General features: G+C 63.9%; 20 protein-coding genes and 1 tRNA gene. 12 read left to right on the top strand and 9 right to left on the bottom strand.

What is annotated here, in order from left to right:
* Positions 1 to 16 precede the first annotated feature (16 nt).
* Both hutG and gltS read left to right on the top strand, forming a co-directional pair.
* A complete protein-coding gene (hutG, locus tag KCG88_RS22035) occupies positions 17 to 955 on the top strand; it encodes a formimidoylglutamase (RefSeq protein WP_047283537.1) in 939 nt (312 codons plus the stop codon).
* A gap of 52 nt (positions 956 to 1,007) precedes the next feature.
* Complete coding sequence (gene gltS / locus KCG88_RS22030) at positions 1,008 to 2,216, top strand: sodium/glutamate symporter (RefSeq protein WP_210713081.1); 1,209 nt, start codon at positions 1,008 to 1,010, stop codon at positions 2,214 to 2,216.
* Here the strand turns inward: gltS and KCG88_RS22025 are convergent, their stop codons facing one another.
* Together KCG88_RS22025 and KCG88_RS22020 are read right to left on the bottom strand one after the other, a co-directional pair.
* The gene (locus KCG88_RS22025) at positions 2,217 to 3,194 is read right to left on the bottom strand and encodes an alpha/beta fold hydrolase (RefSeq protein ID WP_210713080.1); all 978 of its coding nucleotides are present in this window, start codon (positions 3,192 to 3,194) and stop codon (positions 2,217 to 2,219) included. It abuts the gene before it with no gap.
* Between the two features lie 49 nt (positions 3,195 to 3,243).
* Complete coding sequence (locus KCG88_RS22020; RefSeq protein ID WP_047335451.1) at positions 3,244 to 3,573, bottom strand: hypothetical protein; 330 nt, start codon at positions 3,571 to 3,573, stop codon at positions 3,244 to 3,246.
* Between the two features lie 122 nt (positions 3,574 to 3,695).
* Here KCG88_RS22020 and KCG88_RS22015 point away from each other — a divergent pair, with 122 nt between their 5' ends.
* The 3 genes from KCG88_RS22015 (at position 3,696) to KCG88_RS22005 (ending at position 5,997) form a co-directional block, all read left to right on the top strand.
* Entirely contained in the window at positions 3,696 to 4,037 is a 342-nt protein-coding gene (locus KCG88_RS22015) for an isochorismate lyase (protein WP_047283540.1), read from the top strand.
* Positions 4,038 to 4,290: 253 nt separating this feature from the next.
* The gene (locus tag KCG88_RS22010; protein ID WP_047335498.1) at positions 4,291 to 4,749 is read left to right on the top strand and encodes a hypothetical protein; all 459 of its coding nucleotides are present in this window, start codon (positions 4,291 to 4,293) and stop codon (positions 4,747 to 4,749) included.
* A gap of 207 nt (positions 4,750 to 4,956) precedes the next feature.
* Positions 4,957 to 5,997 (top strand): DMT family transporter, encoded by a 1,041-nt coding sequence (locus KCG88_RS22005; protein WP_210713079.1) that lies wholly within the window; start codon positions 4,957 to 4,959, stop codon positions 5,995 to 5,997.
* A gap of 273 nt (positions 5,998 to 6,270) precedes the next feature.
* On the opposite strand, the gene KCG88_RS22000 is transcribed toward KCG88_RS22005, so the two are convergent.
* The 4 genes from KCG88_RS22000 to KCG88_RS21985 form a co-directional block, all read right to left on the bottom strand.
* A tRNA-Phe gene (locus tag KCG88_RS22000) sits at positions 6,271 to 6,346 on the bottom strand.
* Between the two features lie 104 nt (positions 6,347 to 6,450).
* The gene (locus KCG88_RS21995) at positions 6,451 to 6,723 is read right to left on the bottom strand and encodes an oxidative damage protection protein (protein WP_047283543.1); all 273 of its coding nucleotides are present in this window, start codon (positions 6,721 to 6,723) and stop codon (positions 6,451 to 6,453) included.
* Positions 6,720 to 7,787, bottom strand: a complete 1,068-nt coding sequence (gene mutY / locus KCG88_RS21990) for an A/G-specific adenine glycosylase (RefSeq protein WP_210713078.1) — start codon at positions 7,785 to 7,787, stop codon at positions 6,720 to 6,722. The genes KCG88_RS21995 and mutY overlap by 4 nt, the downstream gene beginning before the upstream one ends.
* Positions 7,784 to 10,009: an AsmA family protein gene (locus KCG88_RS21985; RefSeq protein ID WP_210713077.1), complete on the bottom strand. Its 2,226-nt coding sequence runs from the start codon at positions 10,007 to 10,009 to the stop codon at positions 7,784 to 7,786. Before KCG88_RS21985 ends, mutY begins: the two co-directional genes overlap by 4 nt.
* A gap of 344 nt (positions 10,010 to 10,353) precedes the next feature.
* On the opposite strand from KCG88_RS21985, the gene KCG88_RS21980 reads away from it, so the two are divergent.
* From KCG88_RS21980 to KCG88_RS21950, 7 genes are all read left to right on the top strand, one after another.
* Positions 10,354 to 12,015 carry an OFA family MFS transporter gene (locus KCG88_RS21980; RefSeq protein ID WP_210713076.1) on the top strand — a complete coding sequence of 554 codons (1,662 nt, stop codon included), beginning with the start codon at positions 10,354 to 10,356 and terminating at the stop codon, positions 12,013 to 12,015.
* Positions 12,016 to 12,206: 191 nt separating this feature from the next.
* The gene (hisB, locus tag KCG88_RS21975; RefSeq protein ID WP_011058736.1) at positions 12,207 to 12,800 is read left to right on the top strand and encodes an imidazoleglycerol-phosphate dehydratase HisB; all 594 of its coding nucleotides are present in this window, start codon (positions 12,207 to 12,209) and stop codon (positions 12,798 to 12,800) included.
* On the top strand, positions 12,800 to 13,438 hold the full coding sequence (gene hisH / locus KCG88_RS21970; RefSeq protein ID WP_047283547.1) for an imidazole glycerol phosphate synthase subunit HisH: 639 nt from the start codon (positions 12,800 to 12,802) through the stop codon (positions 13,436 to 13,438). Before hisB ends, hisH begins: the two co-directional genes overlap by 1 nt.
* Positions 13,439 to 13,699: a DUF2164 domain-containing protein gene (locus tag KCG88_RS21965; protein ID WP_047283548.1), complete on the top strand. Its 261-nt coding sequence runs from the start codon at positions 13,439 to 13,441 to the stop codon at positions 13,697 to 13,699.
* Between the two features lie 42 nt (positions 13,700 to 13,741).
* Positions 13,742 to 14,479 (top strand): 1-(5-phosphoribosyl)-5-[(5-phosphoribosylamino)methylideneamino]imidazole-4-carboxamide isomerase, encoded by a 738-nt coding sequence (hisA, locus tag KCG88_RS21960; protein ID WP_011058739.1) that lies wholly within the window; start codon positions 13,742 to 13,744, stop codon positions 14,477 to 14,479.
* A gap of 9 nt (positions 14,480 to 14,488) precedes the next feature.
* Complete coding sequence (hisF, locus tag KCG88_RS21955; protein WP_015633827.1) at positions 14,489 to 15,259, top strand: imidazole glycerol phosphate synthase subunit HisF; 771 nt, start codon at positions 14,489 to 14,491, stop codon at positions 15,257 to 15,259.
* Positions 15,260 to 15,322: 63 nt separating this feature from the next.
* Positions 15,323 to 16,078 carry an ABC transporter substrate-binding protein gene (locus KCG88_RS21950; protein ID WP_210713075.1) on the top strand — a complete coding sequence of 252 codons (756 nt, stop codon included), beginning with the start codon at positions 15,323 to 15,325 and terminating at the stop codon, positions 16,076 to 16,078.
* 38 nt (positions 16,079 to 16,116) lie between these two features.
* Here KCG88_RS21950 and KCG88_RS21945 read toward each other — a convergent pair whose 3' ends face one another.
* The 3 genes from KCG88_RS21945 to KCG88_RS21935 all read right to left on the bottom strand — a co-directional run bounded on the left by KCG88_RS21945 (position 16,117) and on the right by KCG88_RS21935 (position 19,667).
* Positions 16,117 to 16,923, bottom strand: a complete 807-nt coding sequence (locus KCG88_RS21945; protein WP_210713074.1) for a divergent polysaccharide deacetylase family protein — start codon at positions 16,921 to 16,923, stop codon at positions 16,117 to 16,119.
* A 115-nt stretch (positions 16,924 to 17,038) separates the two neighbouring features.
* A complete protein-coding gene (locus KCG88_RS21940; protein WP_047283552.1) occupies positions 17,039 to 18,349 on the bottom strand; it encodes a S41 family peptidase in 1,311 nt (436 codons plus the stop codon).
* Between the two features lie 31 nt (positions 18,350 to 18,380).
* Positions 18,381 to 19,667: a murein hydrolase activator EnvC gene (locus tag KCG88_RS21935; protein ID WP_210713073.1), complete on the bottom strand. Its 1,287-nt coding sequence runs from the start codon at positions 19,665 to 19,667 to the stop codon at positions 18,381 to 18,383.
* Positions 19,668 to 19,693 lie beyond the last annotated feature (26 nt).

Below are 19,693 nucleotides of genomic sequence, written 5' to 3'. Positions count from 1 at the left end.
TGACTGGAGCAAGACCATGATCAGCACCGCCCCCATGCACCTGTGGCACGGTCGTATCGACCTGGCCGAAGGCCTTGCCGCCCGGCGCTGGCATCAGTGGGTACAACCCTGGGCCGAACAGCAGCCGGCGGGTATCGCCTTGCTCGGGCTGGCCTGTGACGAAGGGGTCAAGCGCAACCAGGGGCGCACCGGTGCCAGCCAGGGCCCGGCAGCCTTGCGCGCGGCCCTGGCCAACCTGGCCTGGCACGGCACCGGCCCGCTGTATGACGCAGGGGACGTGACCTGCACCGACCACCACCTGGAAGGCGCCCAGCAGCGCTATGCCGAGCGCCTGGGCCTGTTGCTCGAACAGGGGCACCTGGCCCTGGGGCTGGGCGGTGGTCATGAAATCGCCTTTGCCAGTTTCAGTGGCCTGGCCGATCACCTGCGCCGCCAACAGCCCTGCCCGCGCATCGGCATTCTCAATTTCGATGCCCACTTCGATCTGCGCCATGCGCCGCAAAGCAGCTCCGGTACGCCGTTCCGACAGATCGCCGAGTACTGCCGGCAGGCCGGCATGCCTTTCGAGTATTGCTGTCTGGGGGTCAGCGAGTTGAGCAACACCCAGGCGCTGTTCGAGCAAGCCCGGGAGCTCAATGTGCGCTACCTGCTGGACCGGCAGATGCAGGGCTGGAACCTGCCGGCAGTCGAGGCCTGCCTCGACGCTTTTCTCGACGGTATCGACGTGCTCTACCTGACCCTGTGCCTGGATGTGCTGCCGGCCAGCCAGGCTCCCGGCGTCAGCGCGCCCTCGGCCCACGGGGTGGATGTGCAGGTGGTCGAGCACCTGGTGCGCCGTGCTCGGGCCAGCGGCAAATTGCGTGTGGCCGACATTGCCGAACTCAATCCCGGGCTCGACCAGGACCAGCGCACCGCCCGCGTGGCCGCGCGTCTGCTGGCCAGCCTGATTCACTGAGGGGCATGCCCCTCGTCGCGCAACACCACAATGACAAGAAGAGATGTTTGCCATGCCGACTTTTGAATTGGACGCGCTGACCACCCTGGCGCTGGCCCTGATCCTGCTGGGGGTGGGGGCCCAGCTGAAGAAACGCAGCCGCTGGCTGACCCAGCTCTGTGTCCCGGCGCCGGTGATCGGCGGTTTCGGCTTTGCCCTGATCGTCTGGCTGCTGCGCGATCAGCAACTGCTGGCGATCAAGCTCGACACCGCGATCCAGACGCCCTTGATGGTGGCGTTCTTCACCACCGTGGGCCTGGGTGGCAGCCTCGGCCTGCTGCGTCGTGGCGGCAAGATCCTGTTCGTCTACCTGGGGGCCTGCTGGTCCCTGGCGCTGCTGCAGAACCTGGTGGGGGTCGGTGCCGCCAAGGCGCTGGGCATCGACCCGCTGCTGGGCATCATGGCCGGTGCGGTGTCCCTGGAGGGGGGCTTTGGTGCGGCGGCGGCCTTTGGCCCGATCGCGGAAAACCTCGGGGCGGTGGGGGCCACCACGGCGGCCCTGGCCTCGGCCACCTTCGGCATGGTTGCCGGCGGCTTGCTGGGCAGCCCGCTGGCGCGCTGGCTGATCGAGCGCAACCGCCTGCAGATCCAGGCCGATCAGGTCAGTACCCTGCAGCACCTGGAAAGCGCTGCCCAGGGTTCGGTGGCGCCTTTGGATGCGCCGACCCTGTTGCGCCTGCTGACCTGCATTCTGCTGATCATGGTGCTGGGTTTCTGGATTGGCAGCGCGCTGAACGAGCATCTGGGCATCGTCCTGCCAAGCTACGTGGGGGCGATGTTCGTGGCGATCATCCTGCGCAATCTCAATGACCGGGCGCGGATCATCGACATCCCCGACAGCGCCGTGAGCACCCTGGGCGACGTATGCCTGGGGGTGTTCCTGACCATGGCCATGATGAGCCTGAAGTTCTGGGAACTGGAACAGCTCGGCCTGCCGCTGCTGGTGATCCTGGTGGTGCAGGTGCTGGTGATGCTGCTGCTGTGCGTGTTCCTGCTGTTCCGCCTGTTTGGCGGCAACTATGACGCGGCGGTGTTGTGTGCCGGCTTCATGGGCCACGGCCTGGGGGCCACGCCCAATGCGGTGGCCAACATGGGCGCGATCTGTGATCACTACAAGGTCTTTTCCTACAAGGCCTTCATCATCGTGCCGCTGTGCGGTGCGGTATTGATCGACATCGTGGCGATCCCGCTGATCACCTGGTTCATCAACGCCTTTGCCTGATCAGCACCCCGGCGTCAGTTGTTGCCCCGGGCTGTTCGGGGCCGGGCTCGCGTGCTGCAGCCAGTGCAGCAGCAGCGGCCAGAGCCGGCTTTCGAAGCGGCTGTGGAAGAAGGCGAAGTGGCCGATCTCGATCTCACCGATGTCCTCGGGGCGAATGCGCCAATGGGTGCGCGTGCTGTTGCCGAAGTAGCCCAGTAGCCGCTCGATGGCTGCCACGGTGCCAAAGGGGTCGTCGCTGACGCTGATGGCGAGGATCGGGGCGCTGACCTGGGCGAAGGGCTGCCCACGGCGCTCTGCGGCCAGCCTGCGGCCGCTGGGGCGGCCTTCGTAGCGTGGGTGCGGGGTGGCCCAGTCGCGGACCACCCCGGCGGGGGTGTCTTCCATCCAGCCCAGGCGCTTGCCGGGGAAGTAGCCGTACAGGCGGGTCAGCAGGGGCATCAGCACATGCCACTTGCCCAGCATGCGCCAGCGCTGGGCGGGCACGTAGTCGCGCCAGTAGGCGAACTGCGCGCCCATGGTGGCTACGCGGCGGATCACCCCGGCGGAGGCCGCCAGGCCCAGGGCGCAGCCGCCGAAGCTGTGGCCCACCACGTCGATCGGTTGCCCGGGAAACTCGCGCCGGGCGCGTTGCAGCATGGCTTCGAAATCCAGCGCGCCCCAATCCGACCAGGATGCCTTGAGCCCCTTGAGCGAGGCCGGGCGCGACTCGCCGATGCCGCGGTAGTCGTAGGTCATCACGTCGAAGCCGTTGGCGAACAGGTAGTCGGCGAAGCGAAAGTAATAGCGGCAGCGCACCGAGGTCGCGGCGTTGATGATCACCACTGCGCGCGCCGGATCGGCTTGCGTGTGGCGCCAGCTGAAGCCGCCAAGGCGGAAACCGTCCGCCGCCACTTCGCTGAAGCGTTCACTGGGGCCTGGCGCCGGCTCGGCAGTGGCGGGGCGGGCGGCAGGCAGATCGGGCGAGGACAGCAGGGACATGGGCAGTTGTTCCTTGGCGTCTGTAACGGGCCGGAGCGACCCCAGGCGTTCAGCGACGATTTTTGTGTGCGCTCATTAATACCCGGGCGATCCACAGCGCGGCAACTGCCAGGGCACCCAGCAACAGGGTGCTGGTGCCCTGCCAGAGCAGCTCGATATAGAACTGGGTGGGCTGCAACGCCTGGCTGTAGGCGAGCTTGGGCCCGGCACGGTTGCTGGTGACGATCTGTCCGTCCAGCAGCGCGCTTACCAGGGTCCAGCCCAGCAGCGCAGTCAGTGCCAGCAGCACGCTGCCGATCAGCAAAAAAAACCAGGCCCCGCTGCGGGTCTTGCCGGGCTGGGGATGGGGCAGGCGGACTCGGGTTCGCTTCTGGTTCACGAGAGCAGTTCCTTTGCGCCCGGATGGGCGGATGCCTGCAACTTTACTCCCAGGCGGGCCCATGGGAATAATCCGGGCCCGGTCGAGCCCGGGTACCCCTATTCGTCGATGGAGCCTTGAGCATGGAAGTGAAGAACCAGATGAGCCCGGAACAATGCCAGGGCATGGATGATATCCGCCGGGAAATCGATGCCCTGGATCGAGCGGTCATCGCCCTGCTCGGCGCGCGCTTCAAGTACGTACTGGCGGCATCGAAATTCAAGACCTCGGCGGCTACCGTGCGCGCCGAGGAGCGTTTCAAAGCCATGCTGGCCACCCGTCGCGACTGGGCCGCGGCCGAAGGCCTGAACCCGGATGCCATCGAGAAGCTGTACAGCGATCTGGTGCAGCACTTCATCGCCGAGGAGATGAAGCATTGGCAGGCGGCGCAGGCTCCGAGCCTAGGGGCTGGCCCCCTAGCCTAGGTACCTTTGGTTAAAGGCCTCACGCCGAATCGATCTAAACCGCCCTGTGTCAGGTTTTACACTCAATAGCAGGAGCTATGGGCGAGCCTGGCTGCATAAGGCGAGCGAGGGTTTTCATTCGAGCTTTTGGCCTGAGACATGGCCTGGCCGTTCAAGATGAAGCAGGGGAGACCCGGGCGCTGCCGTCCCGGGGCCAGAGGCCTGACGGTGGCGTCCCATTCAGTGGTTCGAGACGAACCCGGGAGTGGTCATCATGAAGTCCTTTTCTATGAGTGTCCTGTCAGGTGTTATCGCGGCGCTGCTGTTGGCCGCACCAGTGAGCGTGCGCTCCGCCTCCACCAGCAATGAGCCGATCGACCCGGCTGGCGTGCAATTGGAGCCGCTGCAACAGAACGGTATTTCCTATGTTGCCGGCGGCATCGGCCTGGACGAGTCGCGGGCCATTCAGCAGGCCAAGGGTTATAACCTGCACATGACCTTTTCCGTCGGCTCAGGCAATGAATACACTTCGGATGTCGATGTGCTGATCCAGAACCCGCAAGGGCATCAGGTGTTGAGCTTGACTGGAGTGGGCCCGATCGTCTTTGTGCAGTTGCCGGCCGGAAAATTCCAGGTCATCACCACCCGCAAAGGGCTTGAGCAGCGCAGCATGGTCGACATGGGCGTGGCGACCATGCGGGATCTCAATATCCACTGGAATAACGGCTACTGAGTGATGGCTGGAATGTTGCCCGGTGCTGAGCCTGGGCAACGGCCAATTGCAGGCATGAAAAACCCTGAATCGGAAGATTCAGGGTTTTTGCTGGTTGCTGCCAGAGCGGGCCCAAGGCCGTCTGTTGCGGGGGGATTCACATCATTTCCACACCGGCAGAGCCATCATGCACAACCGCGGGCAATGGGCTGCAAAGGCGATCCGAATATGAATACGAGTGTTCTCTATGCATTGGCCGCCGCCGCCCTGTTCGGCGCCAGTACGCCGCTGGCCAAGCTGTTGGGGGTGGATGTTGCACCGATGCTCCTGGCCGGGGTTTTGTACCTGGGCAGTGGCGTCGGCCTGGCCATTGTCCGTTGTGCGCGGGATCGAGGTTGGCGACGTTCGGGGCTGGCGGCGCACGAGTGGCCGTGGCTGATGGGAGCCATCTTGTTTGGTGGCGTGCTGGCGCCGGTCGCCCTGATGTTCGGCCTGACACGAACTGCGGGCGCCACCGCTTCATTGCTGCTCAACCTGGAGTCGGTGCTCACGGCGTTGCTGGCATGGCTGGTGTTCAAGGAGAACGCTGATCGCCCGATAGTGATCGGCATGATTGCCATCGTTTTGGGCGGGATCGTTCTGTCGTGGCCGCAACACAGCGCCGCCGCGCATGACTGGGTGGGGCCGCTGGCGGTGGCTTTCGCCTGCCTTTGCTGGGCCATCGATAACAACCTGACCCGGAAAGTCTCCGCCTCCGATGCCTTGTTCATTGCTGGCAGCAAAGGCTTGGCGGCGGGGGTGGTCAATACCGGCCTGGCCTTGGCCATCGGTGCACAACTGCCTGCGGCGACCACGCTGGGCCCGATACTGCTGGTGGGGTTTCTAGGCTACGGCGTCAGCCTGGTGCTGTTCGTCCTGGCCTTGCGTGGGTTGGGCAGCGCTCGAACCGGTGCGTACTTCTCCACGGCCCCGTTCCTGGGGGCGCTGATTTCGATTCTGATCCTGGGCGAGTCTGTTTCGCTTTGGTTCCTGGTGGCGGCGGCACTGATGGCCATCGGCGTCTGGATTCACCTGATGGAAAACCACGCTCACGAACATCAGCATGAGCCCCTCGCGCACAACCATCGCCACCGGCATGACGAGCACCACCAGCATGAACACGGCTTTGAGTGGGACGGTTCAGAGCCCCACAGCCACCCCCACGAGCACGCACCGATCCGGCATAGCCATGCGCACTTCCCCGATGTGCATCATCGGCACAGGCACTGAGTGGGCCGGTTACTTTCAGTCACCAGGTGAGGGAGCGGACGGATAAGGGCTTGTGATTGGCGAATGCAGGTAATGCGTAAAGGCGGCCAGGATCGATAGGATTCCGCCTGCCTTCAAACTGGCCTAACACAGCCCTTAAGTCTCCACGGGGGGGGGCAGCCTGACGGATTGGCAAACTGAGGGAGTGGCTGAATTTCAGGCAACAAAAAACCCGCACTAGGCGGGTTTCTTGGTTGCTTTCACGTGATGCATACACCACCTGAAAGCTGAAGGTGGTGCCCAGAGACGGAATCGAACCGCCGACACGGGGATTTTCAATCCCCTGCTCTACCGACTGAGCTATCTGGGCAACGGGGCGCATTAAACGGGTTTTTCAGGGGGGCGTCAAGCAAGTTTTGAAAAAAAGTTTAATTATTACCGCCGCTTACGTTCCGCCCCCGATTTTCCGTGGGTTTACTCCGCCGGCGGCACGTAGCCTTCGGCCTTGGCGTATTCCTCGCCGGAGAAAAACTTGTCCATCTCGCCCTGCAGATATTTGCGGTCTTCGGCATTCATCATGTTCAGGCGCTTTTCGTTGATCAGCAGGGTCTGGTGTTTCTGCCAGTCGGCCCAGGCCTTGGCCGAGACGTGATCGAAAATATCCTGGCCCTTGGCCCCCGGGTAGGGAGGGCGCTCCAGGCCCGGCAGTTCTTCCTGGTACTTGCGGCACATTACGGTGCGGGTCATGACGACTCTCCTGCATTCAAGACTTCGGCCGCGCGTTTGAGCAGTGTTTTCACCGGGGCGGCAAGGCCCAGGCGCGGCGGGGTGGCGAGGTTATACCAGAGCCAATCGGCCTCGGCGACGTGCAGGGCCGACTCTTCGACCCGGATCAGCCAGGGTTCGATGGCCAGTTGGAAGTGGCTGAAGGTGTGCACCAGCCCGGGCATCTGCTGTTGCTGGCCCAGTTCCAGGGAGTGCTGCAGGGCCAGGTGCTGGATATCGTCCAGGCCCTCCAGCTCCGGCAGGCTCCATAAGCCGCCCCAGAGGCCGCTGGAGGGCCGCCGGTAAAGCAGGATGGCGCCTTCGCGATTGGCCAGCATCGGCATCAGGGTGCGCTTCTGAGGCACTTCCTTGCGCGGCTTGGGAATCGGGTAGCGGGTTTCCAGGCCGAGCATGTGGGCTTCGCAGCCGCGCTCCAGGGGGCACAGCAGGCAGCTGGGCTTGCTGCGGGTACAGAGGGTCGCCCCCAGGTCCATCATTGCCTGGGTGTAGTGGTTGACCCGGCTGTGGGGGGTGAAGCGCTCGGCGGCGGCCCACAACTGCTTGGCCACCTTGGGTTCCCCGGGGTAGCCCTCCTGGGCCGTGAAGCGTGCCAGCACCCGCTTGACGTTGCCATCGAGGATCGGCGCCCGCAGGCCCATGCTGATGCTGGCGATGGCGCCGGCGGTGGACAGGCCGATGCCCGGCAGCTCGGTGAGCTTTTCCACGTCCCGGGGGAACTCTCCGCCGTACTCGGCCATGACGATCTTCGCGGTCTTCTGCAGGTTGCGCGCCCGGGTGTAGTAGCCCAGGCCGGTCCACAGGTGCAGCACTTCGTCCTCCGGGGCTTCGGCCAGGGCCTGCACCGTGGGCAGCGAGGCCATGAAGCGGTCGAAGTAGTTGAGCACGGTGCTGACCTGGGTCTGTTGCAGCATGATCTCCGAGACCCACACCCGATACGGGTTGATGTCCTGCTGCCAGGGCAGGTCATGGCGGCCATGGCGGTCGTACCAGTCCAGCACCGCCGTTGAAAACGCCTCGGCTCTCATCGCTTGAACAGCCCCTTGAGTGCGTTCTTCAGTTCCGGGCTGACCTTGTCCCCCAGTTTCTCGTCGATCTTTTGCTGCAGGCGGTCACCGGCCAGCTTGGCCGCTACCTGGCCCAGGCCGTCCTTGTCCAGGCGGCAGGCCTTGGCCCCCAGCTCCAGCGGGCCGCGGCAGCGCAGCGGCAGCTCGATGCCGGTAAAGCGCTCGCCCACCTGGCAGGCCGGGTCCGGGTTATCCCGCAGGTCGCCTTCGACAATGATGCCGACCCGGTAGTCCATGCCCAGCACTCGCAGGTCGATGTCGCCGTTGCCGTTCAGCGTCATGCCGGGGATGCGCACTTTCAGGTCCGGGTTGCTGGCCACGCCATTGCGCAGCGTCAGGTTGCCCTTGAGCTCCTGGAAGGGTGTGTCCTTGCCCCGTGGCGTGCTGCTGAGGTTCTTGCGATTGAGCACGGCGATGCCCTGGCACAGCTGCTGTTCGATGTTGGCGTTGAGCAGCACGCCGTTGTTGATGACGAAGCTGGCGGTGCCGTTGAGGCTGTCGACCAGTGCCTTCTGGCTGTTGCCGCTGCCGCTGAGGTTACTGTTCAGGGTCACCAGGCCCTTGACCGGAGGATTCTGGCCCTGGCTTTCGAGGATGCGTTCCACCGGCACCCGGTTGATCCTGGTCTGCAGGTTCAACTGCGGTGTGCTCTGGCGCACGTCGAGGTTGCCGCTGGCGTCGAAGCTGCCGTTGTACAGCTCGCCGCGCAGGCTGGAAAGCTTGAGCAGGCCGCCCTGGCCGCTGGCCTTGAGTGCGGCATTCTGGATCGGCAGCTTGTCCAGGGTCAGTTGGCCGAAGCTCAGGTCGGCATCGACGTCGAGTTTGCTCAGGCGTTCCACCGGCAGCAGGCGGTCGGTGCTCCAGGCGCCCTTGGTCGGTGCGTTGGGCAACGGGGTGCTGCCGGCTCCGGCCATGGCATCGGCTTCGCTGCTCTGCACTTCGGCCTTGCGTGCCGATGCCGCGCTGTTGGCTTCGGCGGACTTGGGCGGCAGGTAGCGGTCGACATTGAAGGTGTCGGCCTTGAGCTGGGCGCGCAGGGATTGCTTGTCGAAGTCCTCGATGGCCAGGCGGCCGCTGAAGGCGCTGTCGTCGAGCTTCAGGTTCAGGTCTTCCAGGGCCAGGCTGGTGGGCGTGCCTTGCAGGCGGCTGACCAGCTCGACCTTGCTCAGGCTGCCTTCGGCCATGGCGGGCAGGGTCTGGCCGATGCTGTCGACGAATCTTGCCAGGTCGAACTGGGCAATGGAGATGCCGCCGCTGATCTGCGGGGTCTTGTCCAGGTCGTTGACCTTGAGCTCACCCAGGGCGCGCAACTGATTGAGGGAGACCTTCAGGCCGGTCCACTGGGCAACATTGGCGGCCTGGTCCAGCAGCAGCTGGCCCTGGGCTGCGAAGGTCAGGGTCTTGCCTTGCAACGGGTCGCCGGCGGCCTCGCCGGACAGGCGCATGTCTTCGAACTGATAGCGCCGCAGGGCGCGGTCGAAGCGCAGTTCGCCATTGAGCTCGGTGCGTACGCGCACTGCGGGTTGGCTGCTGGCGAGAAAGGCCGTGAGCTTGACCGGGGTGTTGGTGGCTTCGTGAATCGGCCCGGTACTCAGCTGGATGCTTTCGGCAGTGAACTGCTTGTCGGTCTGTTCATCGTTGTACTCAACCCGGGCGTTGTTCACGGTCAGGCTGTCGATGTCCAGGCGGATCGGCTGCGCGGGTTTGTCCGCGCCGGCTGCTGGTTGGCTGGCTTCGCCGGTGCTGGTGGCCGGAGTCTCGGCCTGCTTGTCGGTCGGTGCGGCCTTGCCAATGTCCTGCCAGTTGCCGTGGCCGTCCTTGTTGCGGGTCAGGCGCAGGTTCAGGCCTTCGACCCGCACATCGCTCATCTGTACTTCGCGGCGCAGCAGCGGCAACACCCGGACCGACAGGCCAAGCATCTGCAGGTCGGCGAAAGGTTGGGTCGGGTTGGCCAGGGTGGCGACGCCGGCATCGTGCAGTTCCAGGCCCAGCCAGGGGAACAGGCTCCAGCCGATGTCGCCATTGAGCGTCAGCTCGATGTGGGCCTTGTCGCGGGCAATCTGGCGAATCTCGTCTTTGTAGTCGTTGGGATCAAACAGGTGGGTCAGGGCGAAGCCCAGAGCCACGATGATCAGCAACAGCCCGAGAATTACCAGACCCAGGATTTTGCCGAACGCTTTCATGGGCGAGTCCTTGTATGTCGAATTCAAAATTTAGCGGGGCAGTATAGCGCTCTGAACCTGACGACTGGTCCTCCATTGCAGTTAGAGGTTTTTTCTTAAGTAGCGACCATTTTTTGCCAGCGGCCTGGCCTGGGGGCAACGCAGCCGCAGGAAAAAAAGGTGATGTCAGTTTGGTTTTTTAGTTTGTCGCAAATGGTAACCTCTCGCGGTTCGTCCGTCCTTGTGCGACTTAATGTCGCGCCTGCAAAAATGGAGCTTTACTCAATAAAACGACCACGCCGATGTGCCAAGGTCGTCGCAGAAGAGTGGCCGATGAACAATTCTAATAATTGGGGGAAACATCCATGAGCACTAGCAACGCGGCGGCCAGTCCGTCCGCTCAGCCAGCGTTCTTGTCCAAAGAACGCATCATCGCCAGGCCCGGTTTCAACCGCTGGCTGGTTCCACCGGCCGCTCTGGCCATCCACCTGTGCATTGGCATGGCCTATGGCTTTTCGGTGTTCTGGCTGCCGCTGTCCAAGGCCCTGGGCGTCAGTGCGCCCGTGGCTTGCGAGCCCGGCATGGGTTTTATCGCGCAGATCTTTTCGTCCCAGTGTGACTGGCCGATCTCCATGCTCGGCTGGATCTACACCCTGTTCTTCATCTTCCTGGGCTGCTCGGCGGCGATCTGGGGCGGCTGGCTGGAACATGCCGGCCCGCGCAAGGCCGGTGTGGTTTCGGCACTGTGCTGGTGCGGCGGCCTGCTGATCTCTGCGCTGGGGATCTACACCCACCAGATCTGGCTGATGTGGATAGGCTCCGGGGTCATCGGCGGTATCGGCCTGGGCCTGGGCTATATCTCCCCGGTGTCGACCCTGATCAAGTGGTTCCCGGACAAGCGCGGCATGGCCACCGGCATGGCGATCATGGGCTTTGGCGGCGGCGCCATGGTCGGTGCGCCCCTGGCGGCGGCCCTGATGGGCCACTTTGCAACGCCGACCAGCGTTGGCGTGTGGCAGAGCTTCCTGGTGATGGCGGCCATCTACTTCGTGTTCATGATCGGTGGCGCCCTGGCCTACCGGGTTCCGCCTACCGGCTGGAAGCCTGAGGGCTGGACCGCACCGGCGAAGAAAGCCGCCAACGCGATGATCACCCACCGCCATGTGCACGTGAACGTGGCCTGGAAGACCCCGCAGTTCCGCCTGGTGTGGCTGGTGCTGTGCCTCAACGTTTCGGCCGGGATCGGCATCCTCGGCATGGCGTCGCCGCTGCTGCAGGAAGTGTTCGCCGGCAAGCTGCTGGGCAATGACCTGACCTTCAGCCAGCTGGATGCCGGGCAACTGGCGCAGATTGCCGCGATTGCCGCCGGCTTTACCGGTTTGCTGAGCCTGTTCAACATCGGCGGGCGGTTCTTCTGGGCGTCGTTCTCCGACTATCTGGGCCGCAAGAACACCTATTTCGTGTTCTTCGCCCTGGGCTTTGCCCTGTATGCGCTGATCCCGAACCTCGGTCACCTGGGCAATATCGCCCTGTTCGTGGCGGCGTTCTGCATCATCCTGTCGATGTACGGCGGCGGTTTCGCCACGGTGCCGGCCTACCTGGCGGACCTGTTCGGCACCCAGATGGTGGGCGCTATCCACGGTCGCCTGCTGACCGCCTGGGCCGCGGCGGGCGTACTGGGCCCGGTGCTGGTGAACTACCTGCGCGAGTACCAGCTGAGCATCGGCGTCGAGCGCGCTGCGGCTTACGACATCACCCTGTACATCCTCGCCGGCCTGCTGGTGCTGGGCTTTTTGTGCAACCTGCTGGTGCGCCCGGTGGCCGACAAGTACTTCATGACCGACGAGCAACTGGCGGCCGAGCAGGCCCTGGGCCATGACAAGGGCGCCGACAACAGCGTCGTGCTGGAATGGAAGGCCTCATCCGCCAGCCTGCCGCTGGTGATCGCTGCCTGGCTGGCCGTGGGCATTCCCCTGGCGTGGGGCGTGTGGGTCACCCTGCAGAAGACCGCGGTGCTGTTCCATTAAGGGCTTCGCCGGCCAGCCAGCCCCTGCGTAGGGGTGGCTTGCCGGCGAACACTTCGCTGCTTGTCATGACAGGTACAGCCCCGCATTCATTGGCTGGCGCCCGTCAGGATATTGTCCTTCATGTTTCTGTTTAGCCGCCGTGGGGCCTATACTATTCGCCTTTTTCGCCCAATGATTTTGCGGAGCTGGTGATGGCCGAACGTAAGGCATCTGTCGAGCGCGACACTCTGGAAACCCAGATCAAAGCCTCGATCAACCTGGATGGCACCGGAAAGGCCCGATTCGATATCGGCGTGCCCTTCCTTGAGCACATGCTGGACCAGATCGCCCGGCACGGGCTGATCGACCTGGATATCGAAAGCAAGGGCGACCTGCATATCGACGACCACCACACCGTGGAGGATGTCGGTATCACCCTCGGCCAGGCTTTCAGCAAGGCCATCGGCGACAAGAAAGGCATCCGTCGCTACGGCCATGCCTATGTGCCGCTGGATGAAGCCCTGTCCCGCGTGGTGATCGACTTCTCCGGCCGCCCCGGCCTGCAGATGCATGTGCCGTTCACCCGCGCCACCGTCGGTGGTTTCGATGTCGACCTGTTCCAGGAATTCTTCCAGGGCTTCGTCAACCACGCCAACGTGACCCTGCACATCGACACCCTGCGCGGCACCAACACTCACCACCAGATCGAGACCGTGTTCAAGGCCTTCGGCCGCGCGCTGCGCATGGCGGTGGAGCTGGACGAGCGCATGGCCGGCCAGATGCCGTCGACCAAGGGCGTGCTGTAATGCAGACCGTCGCCGTCATCGACTACGGCATGGGCAACCTGCACTCGGTGGCCAAGGCCCTGGAGCACGTGGGCGCCGGCAAGGTGCTGATCACCAGCGATGCCAACGTGATTCGCGAAGCCGACCGGGTGGTGTTTCCCGGCGTGGGTGCAATCCGTGACTGCATGGCCGAGATCCGCCGCCTGGGCTTCGATGCCCTGGTGCGCGAAGTCAGCCAGGACCGTCCGTTCCTCGGGATCTGCGTGGGCATGCAGGCGCTGCTCGACCACAGTGAAGAGAACGAAGGCGTGGACTGCATCGGCCTGTTTCCCGGCCAGGTGAAGTTCTTCGGCAAGGGCCTGGTCGAGGATGGCGAGCACCTGAAGGTGCCGCACATGGGTTGGAACGAAGTGAGGCAGACAGTGGATCACCCGCTGTGGCACAACATTGCGGACCTGGCGCGCTTCTACTTCGTGCACAGCTACTACATCAATGCCGGTAACGCGCGGCAGGTGGTGGGCAGCGGTCACTATGGCGTGGACTTCGCCGCGGCGCTGGCCGACGGCTCGCGTTTCGCCGTGCAGTTCCACCCGGAGAAAAGCCACACCCACGGCCTGCAACTGCTGCAGAACTTCGCCGCCTGGGACGGTCGCTGGTAAATGGCGATCAAGAAACCCAAGCCGCCGATCCTGAGGCTCACTGCCGAGCAGGAGAGCGAGGCGACGCACAAGATCAAGCGTTTCCTGGAGGATCGGTTCGAGCTCGAGCTGGGCTCGTTCGAGGCGGCGGAGGTTCTTGAACTGTTTACCCGCGAAATTGCTCCGCACTATTACAACCGGGCGATTTTCGATGTGCAGGCGCACCTCAAGGAGAGGTTCGAAAGCATCGAAAGCGACCTGTGGGCGCTCGAGAAAAACTGATTTCCGAGTGAAGCTGAACAATCGAACTTGAAGGTTTGCCAGATGCTGATTATTCCCGCTATCGATCTCAAGGACGGCGCCTGTGTGCGTCTGCGCCAAGGCCGCATGGAAGACTCCACGGTGTTCTCCGATGACCCGGTGAGCATGGCCGCCAAATGGGTTGAAGGGGGTTGCCGGCGCCTGCATCTGGTGGACCTCAACGGTGCCTTCGAAGGCCAGCCGGTCAACGGCGAGGTGGTCACCGCAATCGCCAAGCGCTATCCGAACCTGCCGATCCAGATCGGCGGCGGCATCCGTTCCCTGGAAACCATCGAGCACTACGTCAAGGCTGGCGTGAGCTACGTGATCATCGGCACCAAGGCGGTCAAGGAGCCGGAGTTCGTCGCCGAGGCCTGTCGTGCGTTCCCCGGCAAGGTGATTGTCGGCCTGGACGCCAAGGACGGTTTCGTCGCCACCGACGGCTGGGCTGAAGTCAGCAGCGTGCAGGTCATCGACCTGGCCAAGCGCTTCGAGGCCGACGGCGTGTCCGCCATCGTTTATACCGACATCGCCAAAGACGGCATGATGCAGGGCTGCAACGTTCCCTTCACCGCAGCCCTGGCGGCCGCTACCCGGATCCCGGTGATCGCTTCCGGCGGCATCCACAACCTGGGCGACATCAAGGCCCTGCTGGACGCCAAGGCACCAGGAATCATCGGCGCCATCACTGGCCGCGCGATCTATGAAGGCACCCTCGATGTCGCAGAAGCCCAGGCTTTCTGCGATTCGTACCAAGGCTGAGGATTCGCCATGGCACTGGCCAAACGCATCATCCCTTGCCTGGACGTGGACAACGGCCGGGTGGTCAAGGGCGTCAAGTTCGAGAATATCCGCGACGCCGGTGACCCGGTGGAAATTGCCCGTCGCTACGATGAGCAGGGTGCCGACGAAATCACGTTCCTCGACATCACCGCCAGCGTCGATGGGCGTGATACCACCCTCCATACCGTCGAGCGCATGGCCAGCCAGGTGTTCATCCCGCTGACCGTGGGCGGTGGCGTACGCACCGTGCAGGACATCCGCAACCTGCTCAATGCCGGCGCGGACAAGGTCTCGATCAACACCGCCGCGGTGTTCAACCCGGAGTTCGTCGGCGAGGCCGCGCAGCACTTCGGCTCCCAGTGCATCGTGGTCGCCATCGACGCCAAGAAGGTCTCCGGCCCGGGTGAAACCCCGCGCTGGGAAATCTTCACCCATGGCGGGCGCAAGCCCACCGGGCTGGACGCGGTGGAGTGGGCGAAGAAGATGGAAGGCCTGGGTGCCGGCGAGATCCTGCTCACCAGCATGGATCAGGACGGCATGAAAAACGGCTTCGACCTGGGCGTGACCCGGGCCATCAGCGATGCCCTGGGGATTCCGGTGATCGCCTCCGGCGGTGTCGGCAACCTCCAGCATCTGGCCGACGGCATCATCGAAGGCCACGCCAGCGCGGTACTGGCGGCGAGCATTTTCCACTTCGGCGAGTACACGGTTCCCGAGGCCAAGGCCTACATGGCCCAGCGCGGGATTGTTGTGCGATAGCCACTGGACAGCATGGCGGGCTCACGGCACTCTTGAGCACGCCATGGATTCCGGTAACCCGTCATGTTCAAACGTCTTCTAGTGGTTGTCGCCAGCGCTTCGCTTGTGCTTTGCGGCCTCGCCCGCGCTGATGAACCCGCCGACACCTCCCTGGTGTTGCTGACGGAAAACTTCCCCCCCTACAACATGGCCAAGAACGGCAAGAACTTCGCCCAGGGCGAGAATATCGACGGCATCGCCGTGGATATCGTCCGCGAAATGTTCAAGCGTGCCGGAATCAATTACAGCCTGACCCTGCGCTTCCCCTGGGAACGTATCTACAAGATGGCGCTGGAGCAGCCGGGCTATGGTGTGTTCGTCATGGCGCGCCTGCCGGACCGCGAGCCGCTGTTCAAGTGGGTCGGCCCCATCGGCCCGGATGACTGGATCATGCTGGCCAAGGCCGGCAGCACCATCAGCCTCGAATCCCTGGAGCAGGCGCGCAAGTACAAGATCGGCGCCTACAAGGGCGATGCCATTGCCGAGACCCTGACCAAGCAGGGCCTGGCGCCGCAAGTGGTACTGCGCGACCAGGACAACGCCAGGAAGCTGGTGGCGGGGCAGATCGACCTCTGGGCCACGGGCGACCCGGCCGGGCGCTACCTGGCCAAGCAGGAGGGCATCAGCGGCCTCAAGACCGTGCTGCGCTTCAACAGCGCCGAGCTGTACCTGGCCCTGAACAAGGACGTCTCCGATGAGGTGGTGGCCAAGCTCCAGGCGGCCCTGGACGCGATGCGCCAAGAGGGGCTGGTGGAGGAGATCATGGGGCGTTACCTGTAGGGGCTTCGCTGGCAAGCCAGTTCCTGTGGCGAAGGCCTCTAGCGATAAACCCCGTTCTTGCCATGCCCCGCCATCGCCTGGTTGCTGCGCAGGCTGATCATCGACTTGATATCGATCCACTCGATGCCCTGGGCCTTGAGCCTGGGCAGTTCACGTTCGAGCACTGCCAGGGTCTGTGGATAAGGGTGGCCGATCATCACCGCCGAACCCTGTTTGCGCGCCAGTTTGATCGCGGTCTGCAACTGTTGGCTGATCGCCGCTTCCGTACGTTCGTCATCCAGGAACACATCCCGGGAAACACTGGCCAGCCCGATCTTTTGCGCTTCGGCGGCGGCCACCGTCTGGGCGCTGGTGCGGCTGTCGACAAAGAATTTGTGGCGTCGCTGCAGGTCGGCCATCAGCCAGGCCATGGCCTGGGGCTGGGCGGTCATGCGGCTGCCCATGTGGTTGTTGATGCCGCTGGTGTAGGGCACCGCCTGGAAAGCGGCGTCCAGGCGTTTTTGCAGCTCTTCGACGGGCAGCTCGGGGTGCCAGGCGAAGGGGCCGGTGGCCGGGTCCATGGGCATGTGCAGGATGACGATCTTGCCGGCGCGATGAGCTTCACGAGCGAACTCGGCGGCATGGGGCGTGTCGGGCATGATCGCCGTGGTCACCGGGCCGGGCAGGGCCAGTACGCGGCGGTCACGGGGCAGGTTCTGGCCCAGGTCGTCGATGATCAGGCTCAGGTAGGCCTTGGGCGCAACGGCTGTAGGTTCGGCGGCTGGGGTCGCGAGGGGCAAGAGGCACAGCAGGGTGAACAGCGGGGCCTGGAGCGAGCGCAACAGCAGTGAGCAGCGGGAAATCATGGGGGTCGGGATCAGGCCTTTAGGGGAATGGGCGCCCTGGCGGGCGCTTCGCTGGCGAGCCAGCTCCTACGCAAGCCGGCTCCTGTAGGAGCCGGCTTGCCGGCGAAGGGTTCAATCATTTGCCGCGGGTGATGCTCAGGCCCTTGAGCAGGCTCAGGGCCTGGGCCAACTGGTAGTCGTCGTCCTGTGGCATCGGCTTGGCCTTGCTGGCCGAGCCGCTCGGCTTGTCGGCGCCGCCGTTGCCATTGCCCAGGTGACCCTGCAGGTCGGCTTCCTTGAAGTATTCGCCGTCCTGGGACTCGCTGGTGATCTTGGCGCGGCGCACTTCGATGTCCGGAACGATGCCCTGGGCCTGGATCGAGCGCCCGTTGGGGGTGAAGTACAGCGCGGTGGTGATCTTCAGCGCCCGGTCGTTGTTCAGCGGCAGCACAGTCTGCACCGAGCCCTTGCCGAAGCTGGTAGTGCCCATCAGTACTGCGCGCTTCTGATCCTGCAGGGCACCGGCGACGATCTCCGACGCCGAGGCGCTGCCGCCGTTGATCAGCACCACCATCGGCACGGCTTCGCTTTCGTCCTTGCCGGTGGCGGAGAAGCGCAGCTCGGAGTTGGCGATGCGGCCCTTGGTGTAGACGATCAGGCCCTTGGTGATGAAGTGGTCGACCACTTCCACCGCGGCTTGCAGCACGCCGCCCGGGTTGTTGCGCAGGTCGAGGATGATGCCGTTGAGCTTCTTGCCGTTGTCCTTGCGCAGCTTGGCCAGGGCCTTGGAGACTTCCTCGCCGGTCTTGACCTGGAACTGGGTGATGCGGATGTAGCCGTAGCCCGACTCCAGCAGCTGGCTCTTCACGCTTTTCACCTGGATGGTGGCGCGGGCCAGGGTCACGTCGAACGGCGTGCCGCCGTCGCGCACCAGGGTCAGGGTGATCTTCTGGCCGATCTTGCCGCGCATCTTGTCCACGGCTTCGGTCATGGTCTGGCCACGGGTCGGCTGGCCGTTGATCTTGACGATCAGGTCGCCGGCCTGGATCCCGGCCTTGGATGCCGGGGTATCGTCGATGGGCGAGACCACCTTGATGAAGCCGTCTTCGGCGCCGACTTCGATGCCCAGGCCGCCGAATTCACCGCTGGTGCTTTCCTGCAGTTCGGCGAAGTCTTCCGGGCCCAGGTAGGCAGAGTGCGGGTCAAGGTTGCTGAGCATGCCCTTGATGGCATTCTCCAGCAGGGTCTTGTCGTCTACGGGTTCGACATAAGCGGCCTTGATGCGGTCCATGACCTCGGCGAAGGTGCGCAGCTCTTCCAGCGGCAAGGGCGCCTTGGTGGTCGCGGCGGTTGCTGCTTGAGCGGTTTCGGCGGCAAACGCCTGAGGCGCTCCGATCACCAGGGCGATCGTCAGGGCCAGCGAGGTAAGGCGGGACAAATGCAGCATGTCGAACGAACTCCTAATTTAGATGCAGCGCTTATCCTTGCGCGTGGCACCACTGTGCCGGGTCGCTGGGGCGGCCCTGCTGACGAATTGCAAAGTACAGCGCAGGAGTGTCCTGTCCGCCACTATTACCGACGGTGGAGATGGACTCTCCGGCCTTGACCACGTCGCCGGCTTCTTTGAGCAGCGTCTGGTTGTGCCCGTAGAGGCTCAGGTAACCGTTACCGTGATCGAGGATCACCAGCAGGCCGGCGCCGCGCAGCCAGTCGGCGAACACCACCCGGCCACCGTGCACGGCGTGCACCTGGCTGCCGGCGGCGGCGCTGATCATCACGCCGTCCCACTTGGAGCGGGAGTCGTCGCCACGGGTTTCGCCAAAGCGTGCCAGTAGTCGACCATCAACGGGCCATGGAAGTTTTCCCCGGGCTGAAGCAAATGCCCCGCCATAGGAAGGGCCCGCGCTGGAAACCAGGGCCCCAGGGCTTGATCTTGCGGGTTTGCGCGGCGCATCGCTGGCGTCGGCCTGAGCCTCACGCAAGCGCTTTTTTTCGGCTTCCTGCTGGGCGATCAGCGCTTTCTGCCGCGCTTCCTCTGCCTCGCGAGCCTGGCGGGCCAGGGTTTCCTCGATGGTTTTCAGAACCTTGGCCAGGTCGGCCTGGTCCTGTTCGCGGGCCTTGAGCTTGTCGTCACGGGCCTTCACATCGTTGTTCAGCTTGGCCAGGGCCTGCTGGCGCTCCTTGCGCACCTTGTCGAGTTCTTCGCGCTGGGTGTCGAGGCTGCTTTTCTGTACCAGCAACTGGGCCTGCTGCAGGGAAATGTCCTTTTCCACATTGGCCAGCTGGCGCAGGGTCTCGTTGAAATTCTTCAACTGCTCCAGGCGGGCCTGGCTCAGGTAGTCGTAATAGGTCAGGGTGCGGGCGAATTTTTCCGGGTTCTGCTGGTTGAGCAGCAGCTTGAGGTACTCCTGACGCCCGTTCTGGTAGGCCGCGCGGGCCTGGATGGCGATCAGTCGCTGCTGTTCAGTGCGCGCGCTCTGGAGTTTTTTTTTCTCCTCATCGAGTCGCTGCAGCTCGGATTCGCTTTTCTTCAGCTCTTTCTGCAGGGCCTCGACCTGCTTTTCCAGCTTGCCCATCTCGGTTTCGGTGCCGCGCAGTTCTTTCTGCACCCCGGACTTCTCTTCCTGCAGCTTGCCCAGCAGCTTTTTCAGCTCGGCAATGTCCTGACGCGTGGCGTCCAACTGTTGTTGGGTTTGCGCGCGCTCGTCGGCGAAAGCCGGTTGGAGCAGGCAGATCAGAGCAAGGGCAATCAGGGCGCGAAGCATAGAGGCGGGCGACACCAGGGAAAGGG

The organism is Pseudomonas sp. MWU349 (assembly GCF_017947325.1).
GTDB lineage: Bacteria > Pseudomonadota > Gammaproteobacteria > Pseudomonadales > Pseudomonadaceae > Aquipseudomonas > Aquipseudomonas protegens.
Note: the sequence above shows the minus strand (reverse complement) of the source record. Positions and strands in the feature narration are given on the sequence as shown.